The sequence below is a fragment of the Parabacteroides sp. AM58-2XD genome, from assembly GCF_003463685.1.
GTDB classification, from domain to species: Bacteria; Bacteroidota; Bacteroidia; order Bacteroidales; family Tannerellaceae; genus Parabacteroides; species Parabacteroides segnis.
In genome coordinates this window covers 1-20,612 of sequence record NZ_QSDP01000116.1, presented here as the reverse complement: position 1 = coordinate 20,612, position 20,612 = coordinate 1, and the positions used below count along the sequence as shown (strand labels likewise).

18 protein-coding genes and 1 pseudogene are annotated in these 20,612 nt (G+C 41.1%); 6 read left to right on the top strand and 13 right to left on the bottom strand.

What is annotated here, in order from left to right; genetic code table 11:
* The first annotated feature begins 384 nt into the window (after positions 1-384).
* From DXA15_RS21250 to DXA15_RS21240, 3 genes and pseudogenes are all read left to right on the top strand, one after another.
* A pseudogene (locus DXA15_RS21250) lies at positions 385-1,928 on the top strand (acyl-CoA carboxylase subunit beta).
* Positions 1,929-1,941: 13 nt separating this feature from the next.
* On the top strand, positions 1,942-3,453 hold the full coding sequence (gene accC / locus DXA15_RS21245; RefSeq protein WP_128135360.1) for an acetyl-CoA carboxylase biotin carboxylase subunit: 1,512 nt from the start codon (positions 1,942-1,944) through the stop codon (positions 3,451-3,453).
* Positions 3,454-3,471: 18 nt separating this feature from the next.
* A complete protein-coding gene (locus tag DXA15_RS21240) occupies positions 3,472-3,996 on the top strand; it encodes a biotin/lipoyl-containing protein (protein ID WP_128135359.1) in 525 nt (174 codons plus the stop codon).
* 502 nt (positions 3,997-4,498) lie between these two features.
* Here DXA15_RS21240 and DXA15_RS21235 read toward each other — a convergent pair.
* The 6 genes from DXA15_RS21235 to DXA15_RS21205 form a co-directional block, all read right to left on the bottom strand.
* Positions 4,499-4,906 carry a lipocalin-like domain-containing protein gene (locus DXA15_RS21235; protein WP_128135358.1) on the bottom strand — a complete coding sequence of 136 codons (408 nt, stop codon included), beginning with the start codon at positions 4,904-4,906 and terminating at the stop codon, positions 4,499-4,501.
* Positions 4,894-6,357 (bottom strand): capsule assembly Wzi family protein, encoded by a 1,464-nt coding sequence (locus DXA15_RS21230; protein ID WP_128135357.1) that lies wholly within the window; start codon positions 6,355-6,357, stop codon positions 4,894-4,896. Before DXA15_RS21230 ends, DXA15_RS21235 begins: the two co-directional genes overlap by 13 nt.
* A gap of 35 nt (positions 6,358-6,392) precedes the next feature.
* Positions 6,393-7,895, bottom strand: a complete 1,503-nt coding sequence (locus DXA15_RS21225) for a DNA primase (RefSeq protein ID WP_128135356.1) — start codon at positions 7,893-7,895, stop codon at positions 6,393-6,395.
* Positions 7,892-9,247, bottom strand: a complete 1,356-nt coding sequence (locus tag DXA15_RS21220; protein WP_128135355.1) for a DnaB-like helicase C-terminal domain-containing protein — start codon at positions 9,245-9,247, stop codon at positions 7,892-7,894. The genes DXA15_RS21225 and DXA15_RS21220 overlap by 4 nt, the downstream gene beginning before the upstream one ends.
* 8 nt (positions 9,248-9,255) lie before the next feature.
* Positions 9,256-9,756, bottom strand: a complete 501-nt coding sequence (locus tag DXA15_RS21215; RefSeq protein WP_128135354.1) for a MarR family transcriptional regulator — start codon at positions 9,754-9,756, stop codon at positions 9,256-9,258.
* Between the two features lie 772 nt (positions 9,757-10,528).
* Positions 10,529-10,753, bottom strand: coding sequence for a DUF4248 domain-containing protein (locus DXA15_RS21205; protein ID WP_128135353.1), 225 nt, complete (start codon positions 10,751-10,753; stop codon positions 10,529-10,531).
* 260 nt (positions 10,754-11,013) lie between these two features.
* Between DXA15_RS21205 and DXA15_RS21200 the strand changes: the two genes are divergently transcribed.
* From DXA15_RS21200 to DXA15_RS21190, 3 genes are read left to right on the top strand one after another with little or no spacing between them, the layout of a single operon-like run.
* On the top strand, positions 11,014-11,457 hold the full coding sequence (locus DXA15_RS21200) for an HU family DNA-binding protein (protein WP_010803308.1): 444 nt from the start codon (positions 11,014-11,016) through the stop codon (positions 11,455-11,457).
* A gap of 20 nt (positions 11,458-11,477) precedes the next feature.
* Positions 11,478-11,942: a glucosaminidase domain-containing protein gene (locus DXA15_RS21195; protein ID WP_128135352.1), complete on the top strand. Its 465-nt coding sequence runs from the start codon at positions 11,478-11,480 to the stop codon at positions 11,940-11,942.
* Positions 11,943-11,954: 12 nt separating this feature from the next.
* A complete protein-coding gene (locus DXA15_RS21190; protein ID WP_128135351.1) occupies positions 11,955-12,269 on the top strand; it encodes a hypothetical protein in 315 nt (104 codons plus the stop codon).
* 178 nt (positions 12,270-12,447) lie between these two features.
* Here DXA15_RS21190 and DXA15_RS21185 read toward each other — a convergent pair whose 3' ends face one another.
* The 7 genes from DXA15_RS21185 to DXA15_RS21155 all read right to left on the bottom strand — a co-directional run bounded on the left by DXA15_RS21185 (position 12,448) and on the right by DXA15_RS21155 (position 20,216).
* Positions 12,448-13,680: an NAD(P)/FAD-dependent oxidoreductase gene (locus DXA15_RS21185; protein WP_128135361.1), complete on the bottom strand. Its 1,233-nt coding sequence runs from the start codon at positions 13,678-13,680 to the stop codon at positions 12,448-12,450.
* A 2-nt stretch (positions 13,681-13,682) separates the two neighbouring features.
* Complete coding sequence (locus DXA15_RS21180; protein WP_128135350.1) at positions 13,683-14,450, bottom strand: glycosyltransferase family 2 protein; 768 nt, start codon at positions 14,448-14,450, stop codon at positions 13,683-13,685.
* A gap of 4 nt (positions 14,451-14,454) precedes the next feature.
* Positions 14,455-15,681 (bottom strand): CDP-glycerol glycerophosphotransferase family protein, encoded by a 1,227-nt coding sequence (locus tag DXA15_RS21175; RefSeq protein WP_128135349.1) that lies wholly within the window; start codon positions 15,679-15,681, stop codon positions 14,455-14,457.
* Between the two features lie 33 nt (positions 15,682-15,714).
* Positions 15,715-16,899 carry a CDP-glycerol glycerophosphotransferase family protein gene (locus tag DXA15_RS21170; RefSeq protein ID WP_128135348.1) on the bottom strand — a complete coding sequence of 395 codons (1,185 nt, stop codon included), beginning with the start codon at positions 16,897-16,899 and terminating at the stop codon, positions 15,715-15,717.
* Between the two features lie 103 nt (positions 16,900-17,002).
* Complete coding sequence (locus DXA15_RS21165) at positions 17,003-17,668, bottom strand: ribulose-phosphate 3-epimerase (RefSeq protein WP_128135347.1); 666 nt, start codon at positions 17,666-17,668, stop codon at positions 17,003-17,005.
* A gap of 43 nt (positions 17,669-17,711) precedes the next feature.
* Positions 17,712-18,704: an NAD-dependent epimerase/dehydratase family protein gene (locus tag DXA15_RS21160; protein WP_233567504.1), complete on the bottom strand. Its 993-nt coding sequence runs from the start codon at positions 18,702-18,704 to the stop codon at positions 17,712-17,714.
* A 3-nt stretch (positions 18,705-18,707) separates the two neighbouring features.
* The gene (locus tag DXA15_RS21155; protein WP_128135346.1) at positions 18,708-20,216 is read right to left on the bottom strand and encodes an IspD/TarI family cytidylyltransferase; all 1,509 of its coding nucleotides are present in this window, start codon (positions 20,214-20,216) and stop codon (positions 18,708-18,710) included.
* Between the last annotated feature and the right edge of the window lie 396 nt (positions 20,217-20,612).

The following is a 20,612-nucleotide window of genomic DNA, read 5'->3' as shown; positions in this document are numbered from 1 at the left end:
GTCAGCTGAAGCAGACGGCAAATAAACCTGTAACAAGGCTTGTTTTATTGACTGGCTTTAACACACCCCCTGCCCCCTCTCGAGAGGGGAGCCAGTTACAACCAGTCACTAAACAGATAACTCAATTATTTTCTAAAGCAATACCCTTTAATTCCATAAATAGGTTTCCTTTATAAATTTCATCAATATCTTCATCAATAAATTCAATCGCTTTTTAGAACTCTTGTAAACTTTCAAATGTTTACATTGTAAGGGAATTAAGACACGGAGTGTTTTCACGGTGTAATTTATCACACAGTTTAAGCCGTCTGTTCATCTTATTTTTGCAAAAGACAGATTAACAAGTGAATTAAAGTTCATCAATCAATAAAAACCGACATCGCCATGAAAGAGAAAATTGAACAATTGGCGGCTCTGAACCATCAGGCAGAGCTGGGAGGCGGCGAAGACCGTATCGCGAAACAACATGCAGCAGGCAAATTAACAGCCCGCGAGCGAATCGAATTACTCCTTGAGAAAGGTAGCTTTGTAGAAGTCGACAAGTTTGTAACTCATCGGTGTACAGAGTTTGGTCTCGAAAAACAACGTCCGTTAGGAGATGGGGTTGTAACGGGATATGGTTTAATCGGTAAACGTACCGTATTTGTATTTGCCCAGGATTTTACCGTTTTCGGAGGTGCCCTTTCAGAGACGTATGCCGGAAGATTTGTAAAATCATGGATATGGCGATGCAACTCGGTGCTCCTGTTATCGGATTGAATGATTCCGGAGGAGCACGTATCCAGGAAGGTGTCCGTTCGTTGGCGGGATATGCCGAAATCTTTTTACGCAATTCGATGGCTTCGGGGGTAATCCCGCAGATCAGTGCCATTATGGGACCGTGTGCCGGAGGAGCAGTCTATTCACCGGCGTTGACCGATTTTATTTTTATGGTGAAAGATTCCAGTTATATGTTTATTACCGGGCCGGAAGTGGTAAAGAGTGTCACCCAGGAAGAAGTGTCCATGCAGGACCTGGGAGGTTCGGAAGTACATAGCACCCGTTCGGGCGTGGCTCATTTCACCGGCGATAATGATATGGATTGTATCCTGAAGATACGTGAACTCATGTCATTCCTCCCCAGCAATAATATGGAGGAACCGCCTTTCATTCCTACGACGGATAGTGCCAACCGCATTGACGAACAACTCAATAATCTGATTCCGACCAACCCGAATCAGCCCTATGATATGAAGGAACTGATCGAATCGGTGGCCGACGATCATAACTTCTTTGAAGTGCAGGAAGAATATGCCAAAAATATTGTGATCGGATATATCCGGTTGAATGGAAAAACGATCGGTGTGGTAGCCAACCAGCCGGCAGCTCTGGCAGGAACGCTGGATATTAATGCTTCGGTAAAAGCCGCCCGTTTCGTCCGTTTCTGTGATGCGTTCAATATACCGTTGCTGACCTTTGTGGATGTTCCGGGATTCCTTCCGGGCGTTAATCAGGAATATGAAGGCATTATTCGTCATGGGGCCAAATTGCTCTATGCTTATTGCGAAGCGACAGTGCCGAAAGTGACGGTCATTACCCGCAAAGCCTATGGCGGTGCCTATGATGTGATGAGTTCCAAACATATCCGCGGCGATATCAATTTCGCTTACCCGACCGCCGAGATTGCCGTTATGGGACCGGATGGAGCTGTAAATATCCTTTTCCGTAAAGAACTGAAAAAAGCGGAAGATGTGGAAAAGAAACGTAAGGAACTACAGGACGATTACCGTGAAAAGTTCGCCAACCCATACCGGGCAGCCGAACTGGGGTATGTAGACGAAATCATCGAACCGTCGGGAACCCGTGCCCGCCTGATCCGCAGCTTCGAGTTGCTTGCCAACAAACGGCAGTCCAACCCGCCGAAGAAACATTCCAATTTACCACTTTAATACGCGAACGATTATGATTAAGAAAGTACTAGTAGCCAACCGCGGCGAAATTGCGATGCGAATCTTTCGTACCTGCCGCGTAATGAATATACCCACCGTTGCGATTTACACCCATGTAGACCGGGGAGCCTTGCATGTTCGGTATGCCGAAGAAGCCTATTGTATCTCTGAAGATGAATCAGATACTTCTTACCTTAAACCCGATGCGATTCTGGCGATTGCCAAGAAAACCGGTGCAGCCATCCATCCGGGTTACGGTTTCCTTTCGGAGAATGCTGATTTTGCCCGTCGCTGCGAAGAAGAAGGCGTCATCTTTATCGGTCCGAGTGCCGATGTGATAGCCAAAATGGGAATCAAGACGGAAGCCCGTAAGATCATGAAAGCAGCCGGTGTGCCGGTTGTTCCCGGGACGGAAGAGCCGGTTAACAATATCGACGAGGTACGTAAGGTGGCCAAAGAAGTCGGCTATCCGATTATGCTGAAGGCGTTAGCCGGAGGAGGGGGTAAGGGAATGCGTCTGGTTCGTGATGAAGAAGGGCTGGAAGAAGCCTTCCGCCTGTCACGTTCCGAAGCCGGCAATTCGTTCGGAAACGATGCCATTTATATCGAGAAATATATTGAGAATCCGCACCATATCGAAGTACAGGTTTTAGGCGATAAGTATGGAAATGTGATCCATTTATACGAACGCGAATGTTCCATCCAACGCCGAAACCAGAAAGTGATCGAAGAATCTCCGTCGCCTTTCGTGAAGGAAGAAACCCGCAGAAAGATGCTTACCGTGGCAGTCGAAGCCTGTAAAAAGATCGGTTATTACAGTGCCGGAACATTGGAGTTTATGATGGATAAAGATCAGAATTTCTATTTCCTGGAAATGAATACCCGCCTACAAGTGGAGCATCCGGTGACGGAAGAGGTTACGGGTGTCGACCTGGTACGTGATATGATACTGGTTGCCGCCGGAAATCCGTTGCCCTACAAACAGGAAGATGTAGAGTTTCGCGGTGCCGCCATCGAGTGCCGTATCTATGCGGAAGACCCGGAAAACAATTTCATGCCTTCCCCCGGCATCATTAAAGTGCGCGAAGCTCCCGAAGGACGTAATGTCCGCCTGGACAGTGCCGCCTATGCCGGATTTGAAGTCTCCCTGCATTACGACCCGATGATCGCCAAGCTGTGCACCTGGGGACGTAATCGCGAATCGGCCATCTCCAATATGGCCCGTGCCCTTCGTGAATACAAGATACTGGGTATTAAAACGACTATCCCGTTCCACCAGCGTGTGTTGCACAACGAAACGTTCCTGAAAGGAAATTACGATACGACCTTTATCGACACCAAATTCGATAAGGAAGATTTGAAACGTCGTCAGAATAATGACCCGCTGGTTGCCGTTATCGCCGCAGCGATCAAACATTTTGAACAGGAGAAAGAGGCTGCCGCCCGTATGACAACAGTTCCGCTGGTCGGTGAATCCTTATGGAAATATTACGGTAAATTGCAGATGACTGCCAATAACTATTAAAAAGGGGAGGACAAGATTATGCCGAAAGCATTAGCAACTTATTTTGCAACAGTAAATGATATGCCGGACACCGAATTTAAAGTGGAGATACTGGAAGACGGCCCGGTAAAGAAAGTTTCCGTAAACGGAAAGATATATGATGTCGATTATAATGTAGGTGGCGACAGTATCCACTCCATTATCCTAAATCATAAATCGCATGGCGTACAGATCACCAATATCCGCGACGACATGTACGAAGTAAAGAACAAAGGCGACTACTTCCAGGTACAGGTGATCGACGAACTGAAGAAGATGCGCCTGTCGCGTATCCAGTCGGTAGCTGTCGGCCGCCAGGTCATCACGGCCCAGATGCCGGGAGTAATCCTGAAAGTAAATGTAAAACCCGGCGACGAAGTAAAAGTCGGAACCCCTCTTTGCGTCCTGGTTGCCATGAAGATGGAAAACGAGATACGCAGCCCGATAGACGGGGTGGTGAAAGAGGTTTATATAACGGCTGGCGACAAGATGACCGTCAATGATAAGATGTTGGTGGTAGAGTAATTAGTATATAGATTAAGTTTTCGGAAAGCGTTGGCAATATTTATTGCCGGCGCTTTTTGGGTTTTAAAGATGGTTTATTTTAAGAAATGAGATTGTTTATATTTAGAAAAAATTGAACTATCTGTTTATTGACTGGTTGTAACTGTCTCCCCTCTTGAGAGGGGGTAGGGGGTGTGTTAAAGCCAGTCAATAAAACAAGCCTTGTTACAAGTTTATTTGCCGTCTGCTTCAGCTGACGGATTAGTAAAGGGTTTATCTCATTGGACTTTAGTCCCATTTCTTACAGGTTTCTATCTAGGAGAAATGTGGCTGAAGCCAAAAGAGAGAAACAACTTGTAAACCGTCAGCTGAAGCAGACGGCAAATGAACCTGTAATAGTCAAGTGACTCTGATTATGGTGGTTGTATGGCGGGAATATGACACACCTCCTTCCCCCTCTCAAGAGGGGAGCCAGTTACAACCAGTTGCTATAAACAAACACTCATTTCTGATAATTTCTGAATCAAAACTTCCTAAACTCCAACCGGGCATAATCCGATTGCAGAATCAGATGTTTCGATGTTAATTCTTTGACGCCAAAACGTTGCTCCGTTCCGTTCATGCCAAATGGCAATAAGTCTTCAACTTTACTGATTGGCATGACTACAAACAAGGAATCTCCGGTATATTCCATATTGCCGGTCTGACTGGTTACATCAACCTTCATCAAATTGATGGTATGCAAAGCAACACTGTAGTAAGCCCGCTCCGGCATCTCTTCCTCTCCCGATGCATATGCTATTTTCATGATCTGCCAGCGGCCATCCAGGTTTCCGTTGATCGGTATTTTTCCGCAGGAGCTGACTATCAGGGTCAGCAACACCACTATTATGTATCTTTTCATCGTATTCATTGAACTCATCGTATCCATCCTGTTTTTCTGATTGTTAACATTCCACCGGCACTTTTACCCAACATCCCACCTCTGTCAACACCTAGCGATCCTGTAAAGTCCCAGCCTTTTAACTGATGGGGCGTATAAGTTAATTCTACCAATGCATTTCCATTCTTTTTGATTTCATAAAATGGCAAACCATAAGTCCCCCAGTTACGGGTAAGCGACAATAAAATTCGATACCGCAAATCGCAAATTGGATTCCCCATAACCCCGAAATGATGTCCCTGCAAGCGATTGCTTTTAAAGACTATTTCTCCATCATCATTATAAATTGGAGACATGACCAGCGGATTACCGATCCCCATTCCCCAATGCTGCCAACCGGCATAGATATAGTGGTTGTAATAATTATCTGTACCACTCACTTGTTCCGGTATCTCCGATGTATGATCCCAATAAACAGGTCCCGTTTGGTCTTTCGTTGATATATATTCGTAAACGAAACTACCGATCACCGGATTCTTAGGAAATGTTATTTCCACTCCTGCCAGGCAATCTTTCCAGCCATATTCACCAAACATCTGCGAATGGTCTTCAAAATAATGTTCGTAATAGGGACGGATTGTCCAATCTTTTGGTGCATACCAGGTTAGTGAAAAGTTCCAGCTGCCTAAATGGTTTCCATAGACATTTGTCTGTTCTCCTGTTGGTGTGCTACTATCTCCCCCGCTCGGAATAAACACTTTAAAGAAATCCTTTATCCCGTTTGGCATATCGATCTTCTTGTCCCCAACAAAAGCATTTCCCCCAAACTGGGCGGCCATCTCAAGACCTCCTTCTAAAATCAACGGAAACTTCTCCCGGTTACCGATCTTCACATACAAATCTTTGGAATGATACAGCACATGTTCCGTATGTTTACTGCCCGGAGCGATAAAGTCCTTCTGCCAGCCGTCATCCGTAAACATTCCATAGGCAATATGCCCTTTAAAAGCCAACCAACCTTTTGTACCCGGAACAAGCGTATATTCGGGAATACCGATACGAACCTGCGGAACCGGACGGGCATTTCCCGAGAATGTCAAGCCGCCACTACTCAACAACGGATTATTGAACTCACTATGTCGCTCCTTACTTCCGATGCTCAATCCCAGGCAACGGTATTTCAGATCCGCATACAATTGTTGCACCACGAAAGTCGATGTAAAATTGTAAGCCACTGCCAGATCCGCCCCGAAAGCATACGAGAAGCGTTTATCGTTTTCCAACTCCCGGAAGACCCCGGCACGCAGATACCCGTTATTTTTTTCGATTGATGACAATCCCTGCTTGTTTGCTGTCAGCCAGAAAGGAGTATGTTCCCCTCCGCTAAAGCTGACACCGGTCTCCGCCTGATAACTCAGCCCTTTGGTAAACTGAGCATAAGAGTTTAGGGGAAGCAGTAGAATGCCTCCCCAAAGAAGTAAGTTTGATATTAATTTCATTTGTTATTGATTAGAAAGATTTGAATCAGTCCCCATCATCCCCAAACCGCCCCCGGCCTGTCCAGATTTTCCGAAACGTGTCGCAACTGTTCCCGCCGTTTGGCTATATTGACAAGGATATCGAGACGTATTTCTTTCTTTTTAGGATCGGTTTCCAATAACCGGTGTACGCTTTTTTGTATTTCCTGTAGGATACGGTTTTCCAGATACAAAAATAATAATCGGGTCAGATAGATATTCAGGATATTGGATGCCTCCGGGTAAAGTAACCCGAATTGTTCCTTTTCATTGTAAACCAACTGGTCGTATTCGGCATGCAATTCATTTGCGATACTTTTTAACGCAGGCGTTAACCCCGGTTCCGGATTCCCTGTTCCCAGATGCTCCAGTATCATCCGGTTCTCCTTATTTTCAAAAAGCAAATCATCCGTTTGCAGGATACTTTTCACTAATTCCGTAAAAAGACAAGAAGAACCTTTGAACATATAAAGAGTCTCCGGAAACAACAGGCAAGCCGTCAGCAGCATTTCTTCCGACAAATGAGGTTTCGACAGAAACTTATCGATCAGGGAAACAAAAGCCTCTTTGCCCGACCGCCGGAATAAAGAATCCGGATCTTCCCCTTCCGGTAAAAAGATCGTCTGTACCTCTACCGAATGCGGATTGAGCAATAAAGATATTTTGCGGGCAGCCTCCCGTCCCGGCTTGTCGCCATCCAGTAACAGACAGATCCGGTTCGTGTACTTTTTCAGCAATGCAATCTGTCCGGCTGTCAGGGCCGTTCCGCATAATGCTACTGTATTGGAAAATCCGGCCGCATGCATCGCGATCGCATCTTTATATCCTTCCACTACAAACACAAAGTCTTTCCCCGCAATTGCCTCTTTCGCCCGGTGAAGGGCATAGAGATTTTCGCTCTTTTTATATCCGTTGGCAGTGGATGTATTGATATATTTCGGTTCTTCCGAATTATTGTCCGTTAGTCTGCGGGCGGCAAAAGCTATCAACTCACCGGCTTCGTTGCGGATCGGAAAGATTACCCGGTTGCGCATCGCATACCATTCTTTCGGAACATTCACAGGAGATTGTCCGACCTCAAAATCCAGGTAAGCAGGTGTCAAGGTTGAGTTACCGCAAGCGTAGGGGAGAAGGGAGGAAAAGAACTGTAAGTTCTTTTTAATTGAAAATTGAGAATTGGAAATTGAAAATTGCTTCGCGTCGCTATCTCTGTCGACAGGATTCGCGTTTTTCTTATTAATTTTCAATTCTCCATTTTCAATTTTCAATTTCCCCACCGCCTCCATGAAATTACAATGTTCCGTCTTCTCTATAAATTCGATCACATCCCCATGTTCTCCGCAGGCAAAACATCTAAAAGTCTGTTTTTGAGGATTCACCACCAGCGACGGATGATGATCCTCGTGGAACGGGCAACGTCCTATATAGTTGATCCCTTTTCGTTTCAGTTTTACCGTCTCTCCGATCACCTCTTCGATAGGGTATGAAGCTTTCAGTTGTTCTATTTCTATCTTTGTCATGATCTTCTCCGGATATTATAGTTCGTGATGCGGGTATAACTCTCATTATAGCGGTAACGGGCAATCCCGGTCGATCCGTTACGCGTTTTTCTTATGTATAGTTTTCCGACCTGTTTCAGGCTCTCCCCGGTGACTTCATCCTGGGTGATCCCGTAACGTTCGGGGATATAAACGAAATAAACACAGTCTGCCACCTGTTCGATCACGCCCGAATCACGTAAATCGTGCAAATTCGGGATATGAGCCTTATCGCCTGAGTTCATACTGTTACGGTTCATTTGCGAAAGGACAAGGACCGGGATATTGGCATCCTGTGCCATTTGCTTGAATCCCTGTATATTGTATCCGACCGTCTGATTCGCATTTTCCAACCCCTGCTTTTCCATTTTCATCACCTGTAGATAATCCACAATCACCAGGTCGCATTGCTTTTTGCGCTTCTGTAACATCACCTGGGCACGAATATTTTCCAGCGTGTTTGCCGGAGTATAGTCAAAATACAACGGAAGGTCCTGGAACTCACCCGCCATTTTTTCCATTTTCAACAAATCCTCCGGGTTAGCACCTGTGATACGCAAACGGTTGGCATCTACCCCTCCGAATCCGGCAAACAGGCGGTTCATCGTTTGTAAACCGGTCATTTCCATGCTGAAGAAACAGACATGTTTTCCCGACAGGGCTACATTCATGGCAATCTGCATGGCTATGGCTGTCTTGCCGTCGCCGGGACGTCCGGCCCCAACGGTGAGTTCGCCATTGTAAAGTCCTCCGGTCACATAGTCGAACTCTTCCAGTCCTGTCTTGATGCGCATCGTATCCACTCCGTTTTCCAGACGTTCATGGTGCATTTTCAATACCTCGTTGGCTGTTTTTCCGATCCGGCTGACTTGTTTACCGACAATACAGGTTTCCCGCAGTTCCATCAATGACGATTCCGCTTTTTCGATCAGAGCCGTGTAGGAGGAATCGAAACGGTTTGCCTTTGCTTGCAAGGTAGTGAACAAAGCACCCAGCAGACGAAGCATATACTGCCGTTTCACCTCTTCGGTATATTGCAGCAGGTTGCCGGTATGGCGTATCTGCGTCATGGCAGCGTTGACAATGGCAATCCCGTTCATTTCTTTCCAGCGTTTTTCATCCAGACAGCGCATCTCGATATCGGTGGTAACCAGATCCGCTTTTTCGCCCCGGCTGTTCAGGGAACAGATGGCTTTGTAGACAAATGCGAATAACGGGTCGCTGAACATTTCCGGCTTCAGAACCGGAGCAACCTGCCATATGGCAGATTCGGAAGACAAAAGTGCACAGATCACAGCCTCTTCCACCTGGCGTACAGATTCTATAGTTTCCATAAGCGTCATTAATTAGGTTGATTTGTAGGATTCTGCATGCTTCGTCCGCCCATGTTTCTTTCGGCTTCCGCCATTTGGGCCGCGGCATTTGTGTTCGATGCATTTTTTTGAGTCTCTTTGCTTTCTTGTATCCAGGTAAAAGCAGCATATCCTTTTACCCATATACGGCTTCCTCCCGGAATGTGAGTAACAGAGATCAATTGTAATTTCACCATTTTGTCAATCAACCGACTCAATGACCCGGGATTGATTCCTGCAACTTCAGCCAACCGACGCTGTGTTCCGACATATTCACCCCGTCGACAATAGACTTTGCGATTGTTCAGCATTACATATCCGTCAGTGTGATAACACAGTCCGAACAGACATAAATGCAAACGAGCCATCTGGCGTTCAACCAACCGGACGCTGTTCAAGCGGTCTATGATACTTCTGGGAATCTTTATGAAGGCATTCCCCAAGTAATCTAATGCAACGCTTTCATTTTCAATGATTTTGACAGCTTTCATGATACTGATTTTTTAGTTAATACTTTTTATTAGCGCATTATTACGGATTGCTTCCTTTAATTGGTTGATAACAAATGGTTTAATAGGTTACTATATTAGACTTCGGTGACGGCTTTATTTTTCTCTTTAAATATAGAAAGAATATTCTTTATAAAGAAATATAAGGCCTCCGGCATTTTTTTCAGCTTTTAAGGAATCAAAGAGCGTATTTCATTTTGCTAATACAAAGGTAATCATGAACATTCCCGAATTGTGGAACCAATTTAATTCGTTTTGTGTCTTTTAAAATGTTGTTTTACAGCGAATTAATAAATTAGTATTTATTGTCGGTTGATTTGTTCTTGTTTTTTATTGTTTTTATAAGATCTTGTATTTCAGTGTAATAATCCGAATATTTGTCAAATAGTTTCATGTTTTTGCAAACGGTACTCGATGCATATTTGAATTTGAAAAACGGATTTATAAATTCAGCTATTTTCTTGTATGAATAACCACCCAATAGACCGTTCTGTTTCAGTCCGGCAAAGAGTGCAATCATAAAAAACACATATTCTTCAGGAACATGTTTATCGTCCTTTTTTTTTATTCTTATTAATCGGTTTGCGCATAATTATTTAGTGTTATGCTGCAAAACAACATTTTTATGCTATCTAAACCGATCTCCTTTTTCTTCAAAACAACATTATATCTTTTGCATTCAAAAGTCCCTTATTTCATCTTCAAAAGATATATCTTTCATCTTCGAGATAAGGGACTTTCAAATTTCCAATTTTTAAGGTTCCCCCAAGAAATCGACAATCACCCCGACTTGTTTCGGGGTCAGTTTCCGTTGCCGTTCGCAGAAGCCGGCGGCTTTTAATGTTTTGACCAGTTTTTCGTTTCTTACCACCCAGCGATGCAACAAGCGTGATGCTGAGTTCGGATGCAGATCCGGATTATAACAAAGTGCCAGTTCCGTCCATCCGTAACTGCGGATTTTAAATTTTTCTTCGTCCATTTCCTTATGTATTAATTACCTCTAAGATAAGAAATTAAATCCATATAAAGGAATGAAATTCAATGTTTATATGTGCTATTTGTATATTTATCGGAACTTATTTAACCATTCGTCTCCGATAATGACATTTCATGTCACAGCCATTTTTCCGGTACCCTATCTTTGTCATGTTATCGATAATCAACCAGTTAATTGTCAATAGCTTTCGGAGTATTTCCATTGGCATATTGGCACATTGTCAAATTAAAAAATTATTTCCCATGGCTTTAAGTTTCCACTTAGTAAAACGTCCCGACATGCGTAAAGACGCTGCCGAAGGTTCCAAATTATTTTATGCACAGGTCCGTTCATTGAAGAAACTCGATTTCAACAAGCTCTGTGATCTGATCGCTGTTCGAAGCACCGCTTTTATCGGTGATGTGATGCTTGTCATCGAAGGTCTTCTTTCCGTTATGGAAGAACGCCTGGAAGAAGGCGATGTGATCCAGATGGGTCGCCTGGGTAACTTCCGTATGGTTGCCGGCAGCAAGGGTATTGAGAACGAAAAGGACTTCAATGTCTCCCTCTTCAACAAGGCTCGTATCGTCTTCTCACCGGGCACCATGCTCAACGAGATCCGCAAGAATGCCAAATATGAAAAGATGGATATCGAAACGGTCACTCCGCCTACAGGAGGTGGTTCGGACCGTCCGGAAATTGAGTAGTAACGTATCAATTATCCGTTATGTTAAAACAGGAATTTATCAAACAATATCTTTTCCCCGCTCAAAAGGCGGGGGAATGTTTCGGAATCAATCCGATCGTCATCCTCGCCCAATCGGCCATCGAAACAGGGTGGGGGGAAAGTACCCTGGCAAAGGAGCATAACAATTTCTTCGGTATCACCGCTTACGGACGTCCCAATGCTTTCTGGAAAGGCACAAAGACTGATCTTTCTGAAAACAGTGGCCATGTTTCCCTCTGGTTCCGCACCTACGAATCGGCGGAAGACAGTTTTATGGATTTCGCCCGTCTGATCCACACTGCTTATCCAGTGGCCGCCTCACTCAGTGTCCATCCTTCGGCCTATGCCAAAGAGATCGCTTACAGTAAATACATCAGCGAAGTGAACGGTGACAACCGTGCTGCTTATCAAAGGATGCTGGTGTCGATCAGCCGGACGATCGAAAGACTAATTATCAATTTATAATTTTCAATTAACATGAAGTACCTTGAAACAATCCTTGCCTTTCTCACCAGCCTTACCCGGATCATCTTTCCCCGCAAGCAAAAACCGGCAGCCGGTGACTGCCCTTGTCCCCATCCCTATCCTCGTCCTCTTCCTGATGGCGATCACCCTGCTGTCTCTCCTGATGGAGCAGACGGAAGTGACGCTAACAGCGATCGGAGCGATACTCTCGCTCTCCACCAGGGCGACTGGGGAACCAAACAACGTGTCGAACCCATAGACATTGCCGGTTACAGCCTGATGGCTGGGGGACTGATTGGGGGGTTGTACAAATTATTTACTGCATAAGCGCTGCTAAAGCGTCATCACTTATGTAAAAAGTCTGTTATCTTCTTTGGTATGGAAGGGTGATAACAGGCTTTTCCAGTTATTTTAAAGTAATCTTTAGTCATAAATTATTTATGACTACTACATCACTTTCTTTACAAAGGTTCAATCCGATTTATACTTCTTAAATACATGAAATTCATAATTTTGACGCCATCTCTTTTGCTTCCAGTATATTATCTTCTATAGAACAGTAAGTCCAACTGCCATATCGTCCTATGGAATAGATATCTTTTTCTTTCAATATACTCTTATAATGTGAGATGGCCTCTTGGCTTTCCTTGCTAATATGTACATAAGCTGGCTTCATCAAGACGGTTTCATAGTCAACCAACTTCTGTGTTGTCACCACCCCAATCCTCTTTAAATCATCCATTACACGATCTAAATATAAGCCTTCTTTGTATAATATCTCGTTTTCCGGAAAGCCTATTTCAACATATAAAGACATTTTATCTGTTCCCAATATATTGTCGTAATAACCCAAACGATAAAAAATATAATCCTTTTCGGGAACATACACCCAACTATTCTTCTGATCATCGCCTTTAGAATCAAAACCTAAGTTAAATACCAAAACCTTATTACATGAAAAAATATTGGATTCATACCCCAAGCGGCATTGGTCTAACAAAGAGGGTAATGGTTGAGTAGATATCAGTCGATCATACTTTATCTTCCGTTTATTAGTTGTCGCTACTTTTTCCTCCACATTTATTTCCAATAGCTCTTCATTCAAGCAAACTTTTGTACTATCTACATTCTTCAGCAGAGACCGAACATATTCCACCGCACCGCCTTTAGGATAAGTAAAAGAACTATTATAAGAGGAATTATCTTGCGAACGAAAGTTCAAGATAATATCTTCTTTATTCGCTTTTGGGAAAAAACGTCCCATTGCATTCATATCTAATCTATCCAAATCACAAGCATACAATTTCTCATTATAAGGGATCAAGAACTTTTCAGCAATTGATTTACCTAAATTAGCATAAACCATTTCTTTGAAAGACCGTATATTTTCATGATTTGCAGAAAATAAATCATAAAGACAATCTATTAAATCCTCTTTATCCAATTGATGAATGTTTTTCTGGAAAGGAAAATCTATATAATCACCTTTATAATAAATCTGTGTGTGTTTTTCCACTTTCAATAAAGAAGAAGGAGATAGATTCCGGCAAACATATTCTTCGATATCCGGATGTTGGAAATGAAAGAAATGTCCCGAATAATCCCACACATATCCATTCCGTTTGATCGTACGGCAATATCCTCCCGCTTCGTTTTCTTTTTCTATCAATAAAAAATCATTCTTTGTAAAATTGGCATAACTGACACCTGATATACCTGCACCTACAATCAAATCCATCATCAACTATATTTAAAAACGCTCCTTATAGCCCAATTTATAAAATAATAAATACTTCTTAACAGTCCCAGCTTTTCCACTTGATAATAAATCAGAAATTGAGGCTTGATCAGTTTTTTTCTATTACGCGTAACGCTAGTGGAAACCAAACGATAAGATGCCAAGATTTTCGGATTACCATAAGCATAGTCTACCTTGTCCTTCAATATCTCTAACCAAAAGGCGTAATCATCACGCAGACTTTTCAGTTCTTCCCTAAAATAGTGTTCACCTACTACCTCACGATCATATATTGTAGTGAGGCAAGAAATAGGATTAGACTTCAGTATATCCCAATAATTTACTTTCTCTGGAACAATGAAAGGTTGTAATACTTGTATCCCTTGTTCGTTAATTCGGTGATAAGAAGCAGTGACTAATGCTGCACTTTTTTCTTTCATGAAATTCAATTGGGATTCTAAAAAATCAGAAGACCAAATATCATCCGAATCCAAGAAAGTGATGTATCTGCCCTGCGCTTCATGCAATGCTATATTTCTAGCACCGGACGAACCTTTGTTCACAGGAGAAGCTATTAATTTAATACGCTTATCTTTTTCTGTGTATTTCCTCACTTCAGTGATTCCTGCACCATCATCTGGCGAGCAATCGTCTACGATAATCATCTCCCACTTCGAATATGTTTGTGCTTGTACTGAACGAATCGTTTCACCTATAAAAGCTGCACCTTTATACATAGGTGTCATTATAGATACTAAATCTGTAACCATACGATTAAATTGTTAATAATTTATTCCATAAAGTTCTCATACTTCTTTCTTTATAATTTCCCCACCATTTATATAATGTTACTTCTCTACCAGGAAAACCGCAATCTTTCTTATTGATGATTATTTCCAGAAGTTCCGTGAAAGTGTACGCATATGTTCCCGGCGTATTTTTTTCGTAATCCATCAATGAAAGATCATTCTTTTGATATTCCTCCAAATCAAACATATAAAGGATAACTCCTTTGTCTTCCATCAAGATATAGTCGGCATATATTGAGGAGTAGTCCGTTATCAAGATATCCGTGAAAGGCAAGATGGGATATATATCACATTTATTGTCTATGAAATAGATGTGGCTATATTGATTATTTAAATTAGTAACCTTCACTGTTGGATGCTGCTTGATAACCAATAGGGCATTCACCTTTTTCAATATTTCATTCAGCTTATTCATATTCGGAAATGCTACATTCAAATAAGCAGTATTCAAGTGCGCCCTCCAAGTGGGCATATACAAATAAATCCGATCATATTGTTTCCAGCTGTTCAATAGTTCTGGTACCTCTTGTGGTTCATACCGCTTTATATGTTCCACAATTTCCATCAAATCTTGTTTCAAAAAAGCGCAGCGAGGATAGATATCATCAATTAATTGATCCTCTTTAATAGAAAAAAGCTGTTGAAAATAACCTCTCTGATAATAAGTTGGCACTAACAAATAATCCGGTTTTTTTAATATCCAAGGAGCAAATATTCTACAGAACAATCTATTATCTTTTATACCCGCATTCGTCGTTATAAAATTTTTTACACCCACTCCGTGCCACAAATTTACAAGTATACTATTTCCTGAAGTAAAAAAGTTGATAGCATCAGATGATGTAGTATAAAAATACATATATGCGGTAAGTGAATGAAACATCCCCTTTAAGCTATACCGATGATAGGCGGGCAGATTACGTTCGCACATCCATCGAAGTAATTTTTTGTCTTGAGTGATCCAATATGCTTTAACTTCTTCTTGTTTCAAGGCATATAAATAGAGATATTTAGCATTATCAACAAATCCATTTTTATGTCCAAATACCCATTTTCGTTTATTCTTTATAAAAATATAGGAAAGACAATATAAAGGGTAGCCCCACAAAAGTTCTAAGCCTCCGGTAATAATTTGTAATGGTTTTTTTCTGCTGAACACTTTTTCCCAGACAGATATTTTTTTCGTATTCATAATTTCTCCTATTTGTTGCTTATCATTTTATAATCAGCATTGGATACGTTTCTTTATTTCAGCTACCAAATCAATACCATTATCATGGCTATCCCAAAATGCCTTCATTAGAAAGCTGTGATCTTCTTCGGTCAAATGGCAATCTACACGATTCGCTATTAAAGTGATTAGTTCATCAAAAGTTTGAACCCTTTTTCCTAAATAATATTTGTTGTAACTTTCAAAACAAACAGTAGGCGAATACCATTTTTTATTCTTAAAATCAGCTTTATCATAAGCTTCTTTATTATAACTCTCTTCTAAATCAAAAGGAAAAAGAATTATTTCTTTACCTAACAGAATAAAATCCGAATAGACTGATGAATAATCCGTTATCAAGCAATTGGTATAAGGCAAAATCGTATTGACATCACATTGCTTTTCAAAAGGAATAATATGTGAATAATCCTCAATGACAGATAAATCCATTTGAGTAAAAGGGTGTAACTTCAAAATAAAGCAACTATGAGTAGTTTGTAAAGCCTCTTCAAGACGTTTAAAATCGATTCCGCTTTGTTTAAAAAAATCACTGCCATTATTACGCCAAGTAGGCATATAGATATACACCTTTTTAAACCGTCTGATTTGCTCAATAAAGCGAAGGGTTTCTTTCGGTTCATACCGCTCTATGAAGCGAGTTCTTTTCTCTTCCGGACACAATAAAATTTCATTGCGTGGATAATCTGTTAAGATACATTTTTCCATCGGAATCCTAAACATAGGCATATAAAACTTTTGAGCTTGATCAAAAGAGGTGGTTAAACAGAGATCCGGCACACGAAATAACAGTAAATAATATTCTATTTTGGGTCTGAATTTAGTAGCAAGTTCCGTATAAGTATAACCTGTTAGTGCCAAAAAGTAAGACTCTGGACGTAACCATTTTGTCTTTTTTAATCCGATGCCATGCCCTAAATAGACCCAACAGGCACCTTCTGATGCATATCTGTTAATTTCTCTTACACTGTCAGTTGTCAAATACACTCCGGCAGTAAAACTATGATACAATCCAAGAATGCTATACCACATATAGCATCTGAATCCTTTAGAACGTACATTATGAAATTCGTCCTTACTATTAGCAATCCAGATAGCTTCTATCTCAGGATACTCCTCCAGTACTTTTAAGAAAAGATACTTGCTGTTATCTGAAAAAGTGGCATTATGTGTTGCGAACAACCATTTATTTTTTTTCTAGGCATAATGCCACCAAAGAAATAAAGAGGATGCAACAGTAACTTGCATAAGTATTTCAAGTTTCTAGTCATTCGTTTTTAACTCATTAAGTTATACTTTTAATGAAAGTAGGTATCGTCTCACTAAGAGGCATATCTTTTCTGAAAATACCTGCTGTTCCTCCAACGAAAATGGAAGCTCCTAAATCACGCATATATCGAGCTCTTTCACAACTCACACTGCCATCAACGCATATTTCTATATTTGTATGCCTATGTTGATCTAAATATTGGCGTGTTTCTCTTACCTTTTCCATGATACCATGTATCATGCTACTACCAGCAAAGCCAGGAACAATCAGCATTAATAAGATTACATCAACATAAGGTAAGTATTTCTTGACCTCTTCAATAGATGTATCCGGATTTAATGCCAAACCGAACAGGGCTTTTTTTTGTTTGATGAAAGCTGCATTCTCCATGATACTTTCTTTGCATTCACTATGAATACTAACAATATCACCCTCACGAATATCCATCGATCGGATAACGACACGTGGGTGCTCCATGAGTAAGTGAATGTCTAGTGGAAGGTTTGTAATCTTCCGGATTGAATTGACAACATCAGGACCGAATGTCAGATTTGGAACAAATATAGCATCCATTATGTCGATATGTAAATAGTCAACCCTGTTTTCTTCTAGAAGTTGAATATCATGCTCTAGATTCACCAAATTGGCACACATGAGCGATGCAGATAATTTAGGACTCATTGAATGGATTTATAATAGTTAATCAATCGGTCGAACATCTCTTCTAATTTGAAGAACGGCTTCCAGCTAGTGCTTCCAGTTTTTCCGTGGACAGATTCAATTTCGTAACGGGAGCATATCCCATGTTATCTCTTGCCTCAATCACGACATGACAATTTTTATTAAACTTTTTTACTAATAGATGGGCCAAATCGTAAATGGAAATATACGTATTGGGAGTAGCTACGTTATACGCTTTTCCCGGTTCTCCTTTTAGCAACAGATAAAACAAAGCAATAATCGCATCAATAGTATAGCAATATGGTTTTGCGGATTCTCCGCTGGTATGCATCACAATATCTTGTCCACTTATGACGCTTTTGGCAAATTGTGCAAAAACCCTTGTGTCTTGTCTTGAAACTCCGGCACCAAAAACTTGAGTCAGACGAGCCATTACCACAGGGACATGATATTCTGAGGCATAAGCATGACACAAACATTCCACCATTCGTTTGCCCAAAGAATAGCTACTGCGCACATCAATGGGATTTATGTATCCGTTTACATCCTCGGTCACTGGAACAGAATCGTCATTGATCGTTCCATAGGATTCCAAAGAGGATAAATAAACCATTCCTCGCATAGATGGGTGCTGAGAGGCATATTCCAATAATTGTCGGGTTCCTATAAATGCCGTATTTATAGTTTCTACAGGAGAGTTTACATAAAATTGGGATGCTGTAGGACTTGCACAATGGATAATATAATGGATGTCCCAAGTTGACAAATCTAAAGGTTCTGTCATGTCTTGCCAGATCCATTGGATTTCACAATCACCAAATAAATCGTATGCCTTTTGCTTATTACGAGCCACTGCTACGACCTTTATTCCTGAATTTGTTACTTGATTTAAATGTAGCAGACATTTGATCAAAACAGAACCTATTAGTCCAGTTGCACCTGTGACTAATATTGTTTTTTCTTTTATATGCTCTATAAAGGGGAAATGTTCTATAAAAAAATCAATGTCCTGCTGTATAATGGGATTCTCTATCATACCTTATAGCTGGTTACTGTTCACTATCTGTTCAAAACGTTCTAAATCTTCTGGGGTCGTCAGTTTGAAATTGATCTCTTCCCCTTTGGATAAAAATACTTTCATGCCACAACGGAAAGCAAACTCGGCACCTCCTGTCACAGCCGCTATTTCTTCATAGCTTCTTTCCTCATGAATTTTAAGATATTTACCTAGTTTAAATGCTTCAGGGGTCTGTCCCGCATGCAAAGTACTTCGCTTAGGCACGTCCGTAATGCAATTTCCCTCGGCTGACATGTAAATTGTATCTTTCACTGATATAGTGGCAATAGCAGCATCGTTTGCGATGCAACCACAAATACAGTCATGTATGACTTGAGAACTAACCAATGGTCGGACGGAATCATGGATAATCACCACATCATCATCCACTCCTCCATGGGAACGGATTAACTTTAATGCATTGTAAATGGTATGTTGCCTTGTTTCGCCTGGTTCGGCATAATAAACAGGAAGTTGAAGCATTACCACATAGGGTTGTATGAAATCGATCCATTGTTTGTCCAAAGCTATTACAAGAGCATCTATTTCATTACTTTGCACGAATTTATCTATACAATAGCTGATAATGGGACGTCCCGCAACCATTATGTATTGTTTAGGTATGTTACTACCCATGCGGGAACCGATACCTCCCGACAAAATAACTGCAATATTCATATATATTTTATGTTTTTTAATTATTTGGATTTTAGTGTTTGATCCATAAATACCACCTGTCTGTCCACAAAATAACAGAAGATGTTTACCATGGAAATCCACGTCCTCCGGTTCATTCATCAGTTTTTCTTGCAAATTCAAAATGTGTGTCACCTGTTGTCGTTTTAAGTTCACCATGACAATAGCTCGTTCGGCATCTTTCCTATGTTCATTTCCCGTGTGCAATCCTACAGGCAAATAAAGTATGCCTTTACGTATGCTTCCACCTTGAAGTAGGTTTGGAAGATAAATATGAAACTGCTCTTCTACATCTTTTGCTGTTAGTGTAACATTACCGTCACTCAATAAAGGTAACGGAAAACGAATAATCCGAAGCGAATCGCTTGCCTTGTTTCCATCTGGTACAAGTAAACGGGACACGCCATAAAGTTTTCGTTCCTCGCGATCAACGATCCAGTCATGTACTACCTGTGCTTCTCCTCCTGCTGCTTGATATTGCAGTGTTTGTATAACCTTTGCGCTATCCAAGTTGACATTTTCCACAAAACAGCGATAAGGTCGACGACACTCGGATACATACAAGGCAGGAAAAGTCATGTTCCCTTCTGGATATTCCACACCAAAGGAGGCACAGTTTGCATGATTATTCTTGTGAAAACTACCGAGTCGATAACTACCAGCCAGCTCCTTCCGATCTAGGCTATATATGCGACAAAAACCTTGGTCATTAAGTAATACGGCATAATTATCCCACACAGCCATACCTTGAGCTGATTGTTTTTCATAGGTTCCCGATATACTATAGGCTACCAATCGAACTTGTTTACAACTTATACAGATCAAAGTACAAAACAGAAAAACAATATGGATTTTCACGAACTATTTATAACTTATAATTAAAAATTAGGAGTTCCCTTCGTAGATCTTCTTTGGGGTAAAATACAGAGCTATACGGATAATATATCATATATCTTTGTGTCGCATTAGGATTGTTGGCAAAAGGAACGGCATAAGATTTATAGCAAAAATATACAGGAATTAATAAAGAGAAAAAGTACAATACTATTCTCTGCTTGACATCCATTTTCTTTACACATTCCATAAAACATATAATAACCAATAAACTAGTAAACGATTGAAAATAATCATATAGTCTATAAAATATCATGAATGAAAATTTGACACTAATTAGGATAGCTGAAAAATATA

Bases quoted from the DNA above. Each gene is read 5' to 3' on its own strand.
- DXA15_RS21180 (WP_128135350.1), bottom strand. From the start codon at position 14,450: ATGGTTACAGATTTAGTATCTATAATGACACCTATGTATAAAGGTGCA.
- DXA15_RS21225 (WP_128135356.1), bottom strand. From the start codon at position 7,895: ATGACAAAGATAGAAATAGAACAACTGAAAGCTTCATACCCTATCGAA.
- DXA15_RS21185 (WP_128135361.1), bottom strand. From the start codon at position 13,680: ATGGATTTGATTGTAGGTGCAGGTATATCAGGTGTCAGTTATGCCAAT.
- DXA15_RS21230 (WP_128135357.1), bottom strand. From the start codon at position 6,357: ATGAAATTAATATCAAACTTACTTCTTTGGGGAGGCATTCTACTGCTT.
- DXA15_RS21195 (WP_128135352.1), top strand. From the start codon at position 11,478: ATGTTAAAACAGGAATTTATCAAACAATATCTTTTCCCCGCTCAAAAG.
- DXA15_RS21165 (WP_128135347.1), bottom strand. From the start codon at position 17,668: ATGAGTCCTAAATTATCTGCATCGCTCATGTGTGCCAATTTGGTGAAT.
- DXA15_RS21175 (WP_128135349.1), bottom strand. From the start codon at position 15,681: ATGAATACGAAAAAAATATCTGTCTGGGAAAAAGTGTTCAGCAGAAAA.
- accC (WP_128135360.1), top strand. From the start codon at position 1,942: ATGATTAAGAAAGTACTAGTAGCCAACCGCGGCGAAATTGCGATGCGA.
- DXA15_RS21215 (WP_128135354.1), bottom strand. From the start codon at position 9,756: ATGAAAGCTGTCAAAATCATTGAAAATGAAAGCGTTGCATTAGATTAC.
- DXA15_RS21190 (WP_128135351.1), top strand. From the start codon at position 11,955: ATGAAGTACCTTGAAACAATCCTTGCCTTTCTCACCAGCCTTACCCGG.
- DXA15_RS21235 (WP_128135358.1), bottom strand. From the start codon at position 4,906: ATGGATACGATGAGTTCAATGAATACGATGAAAAGATACATAATAGTG.
- DXA15_RS21200 (WP_010803308.1), top strand. From the start codon at position 11,014: ATGGCTTTAAGTTTCCACTTAGTAAAACGTCCCGACATGCGTAAAGAC.
- DXA15_RS21220 (WP_128135355.1), bottom strand. From the start codon at position 9,247: ATGGAAACTATAGAATCTGTACGCCAGGTGGAAGAGGCTGTGATCTGT.
- DXA15_RS21240 (WP_128135359.1), top strand. From the start codon at position 3,472: ATGCCGAAAGCATTAGCAACTTATTTTGCAACAGTAAATGATATGCCG.
- DXA15_RS21160 (WP_233567504.1), bottom strand. From the start codon at position 18,704: ATGATAGAGAATCCCATTATACAGCAGGACATTGATTTTTTTATAGAA.
- DXA15_RS21205 (WP_128135353.1), bottom strand. From the start codon at position 10,753: ATGGACGAAGAAAAATTTAAAATCCGCAGTTACGGATGGACGGAACTG.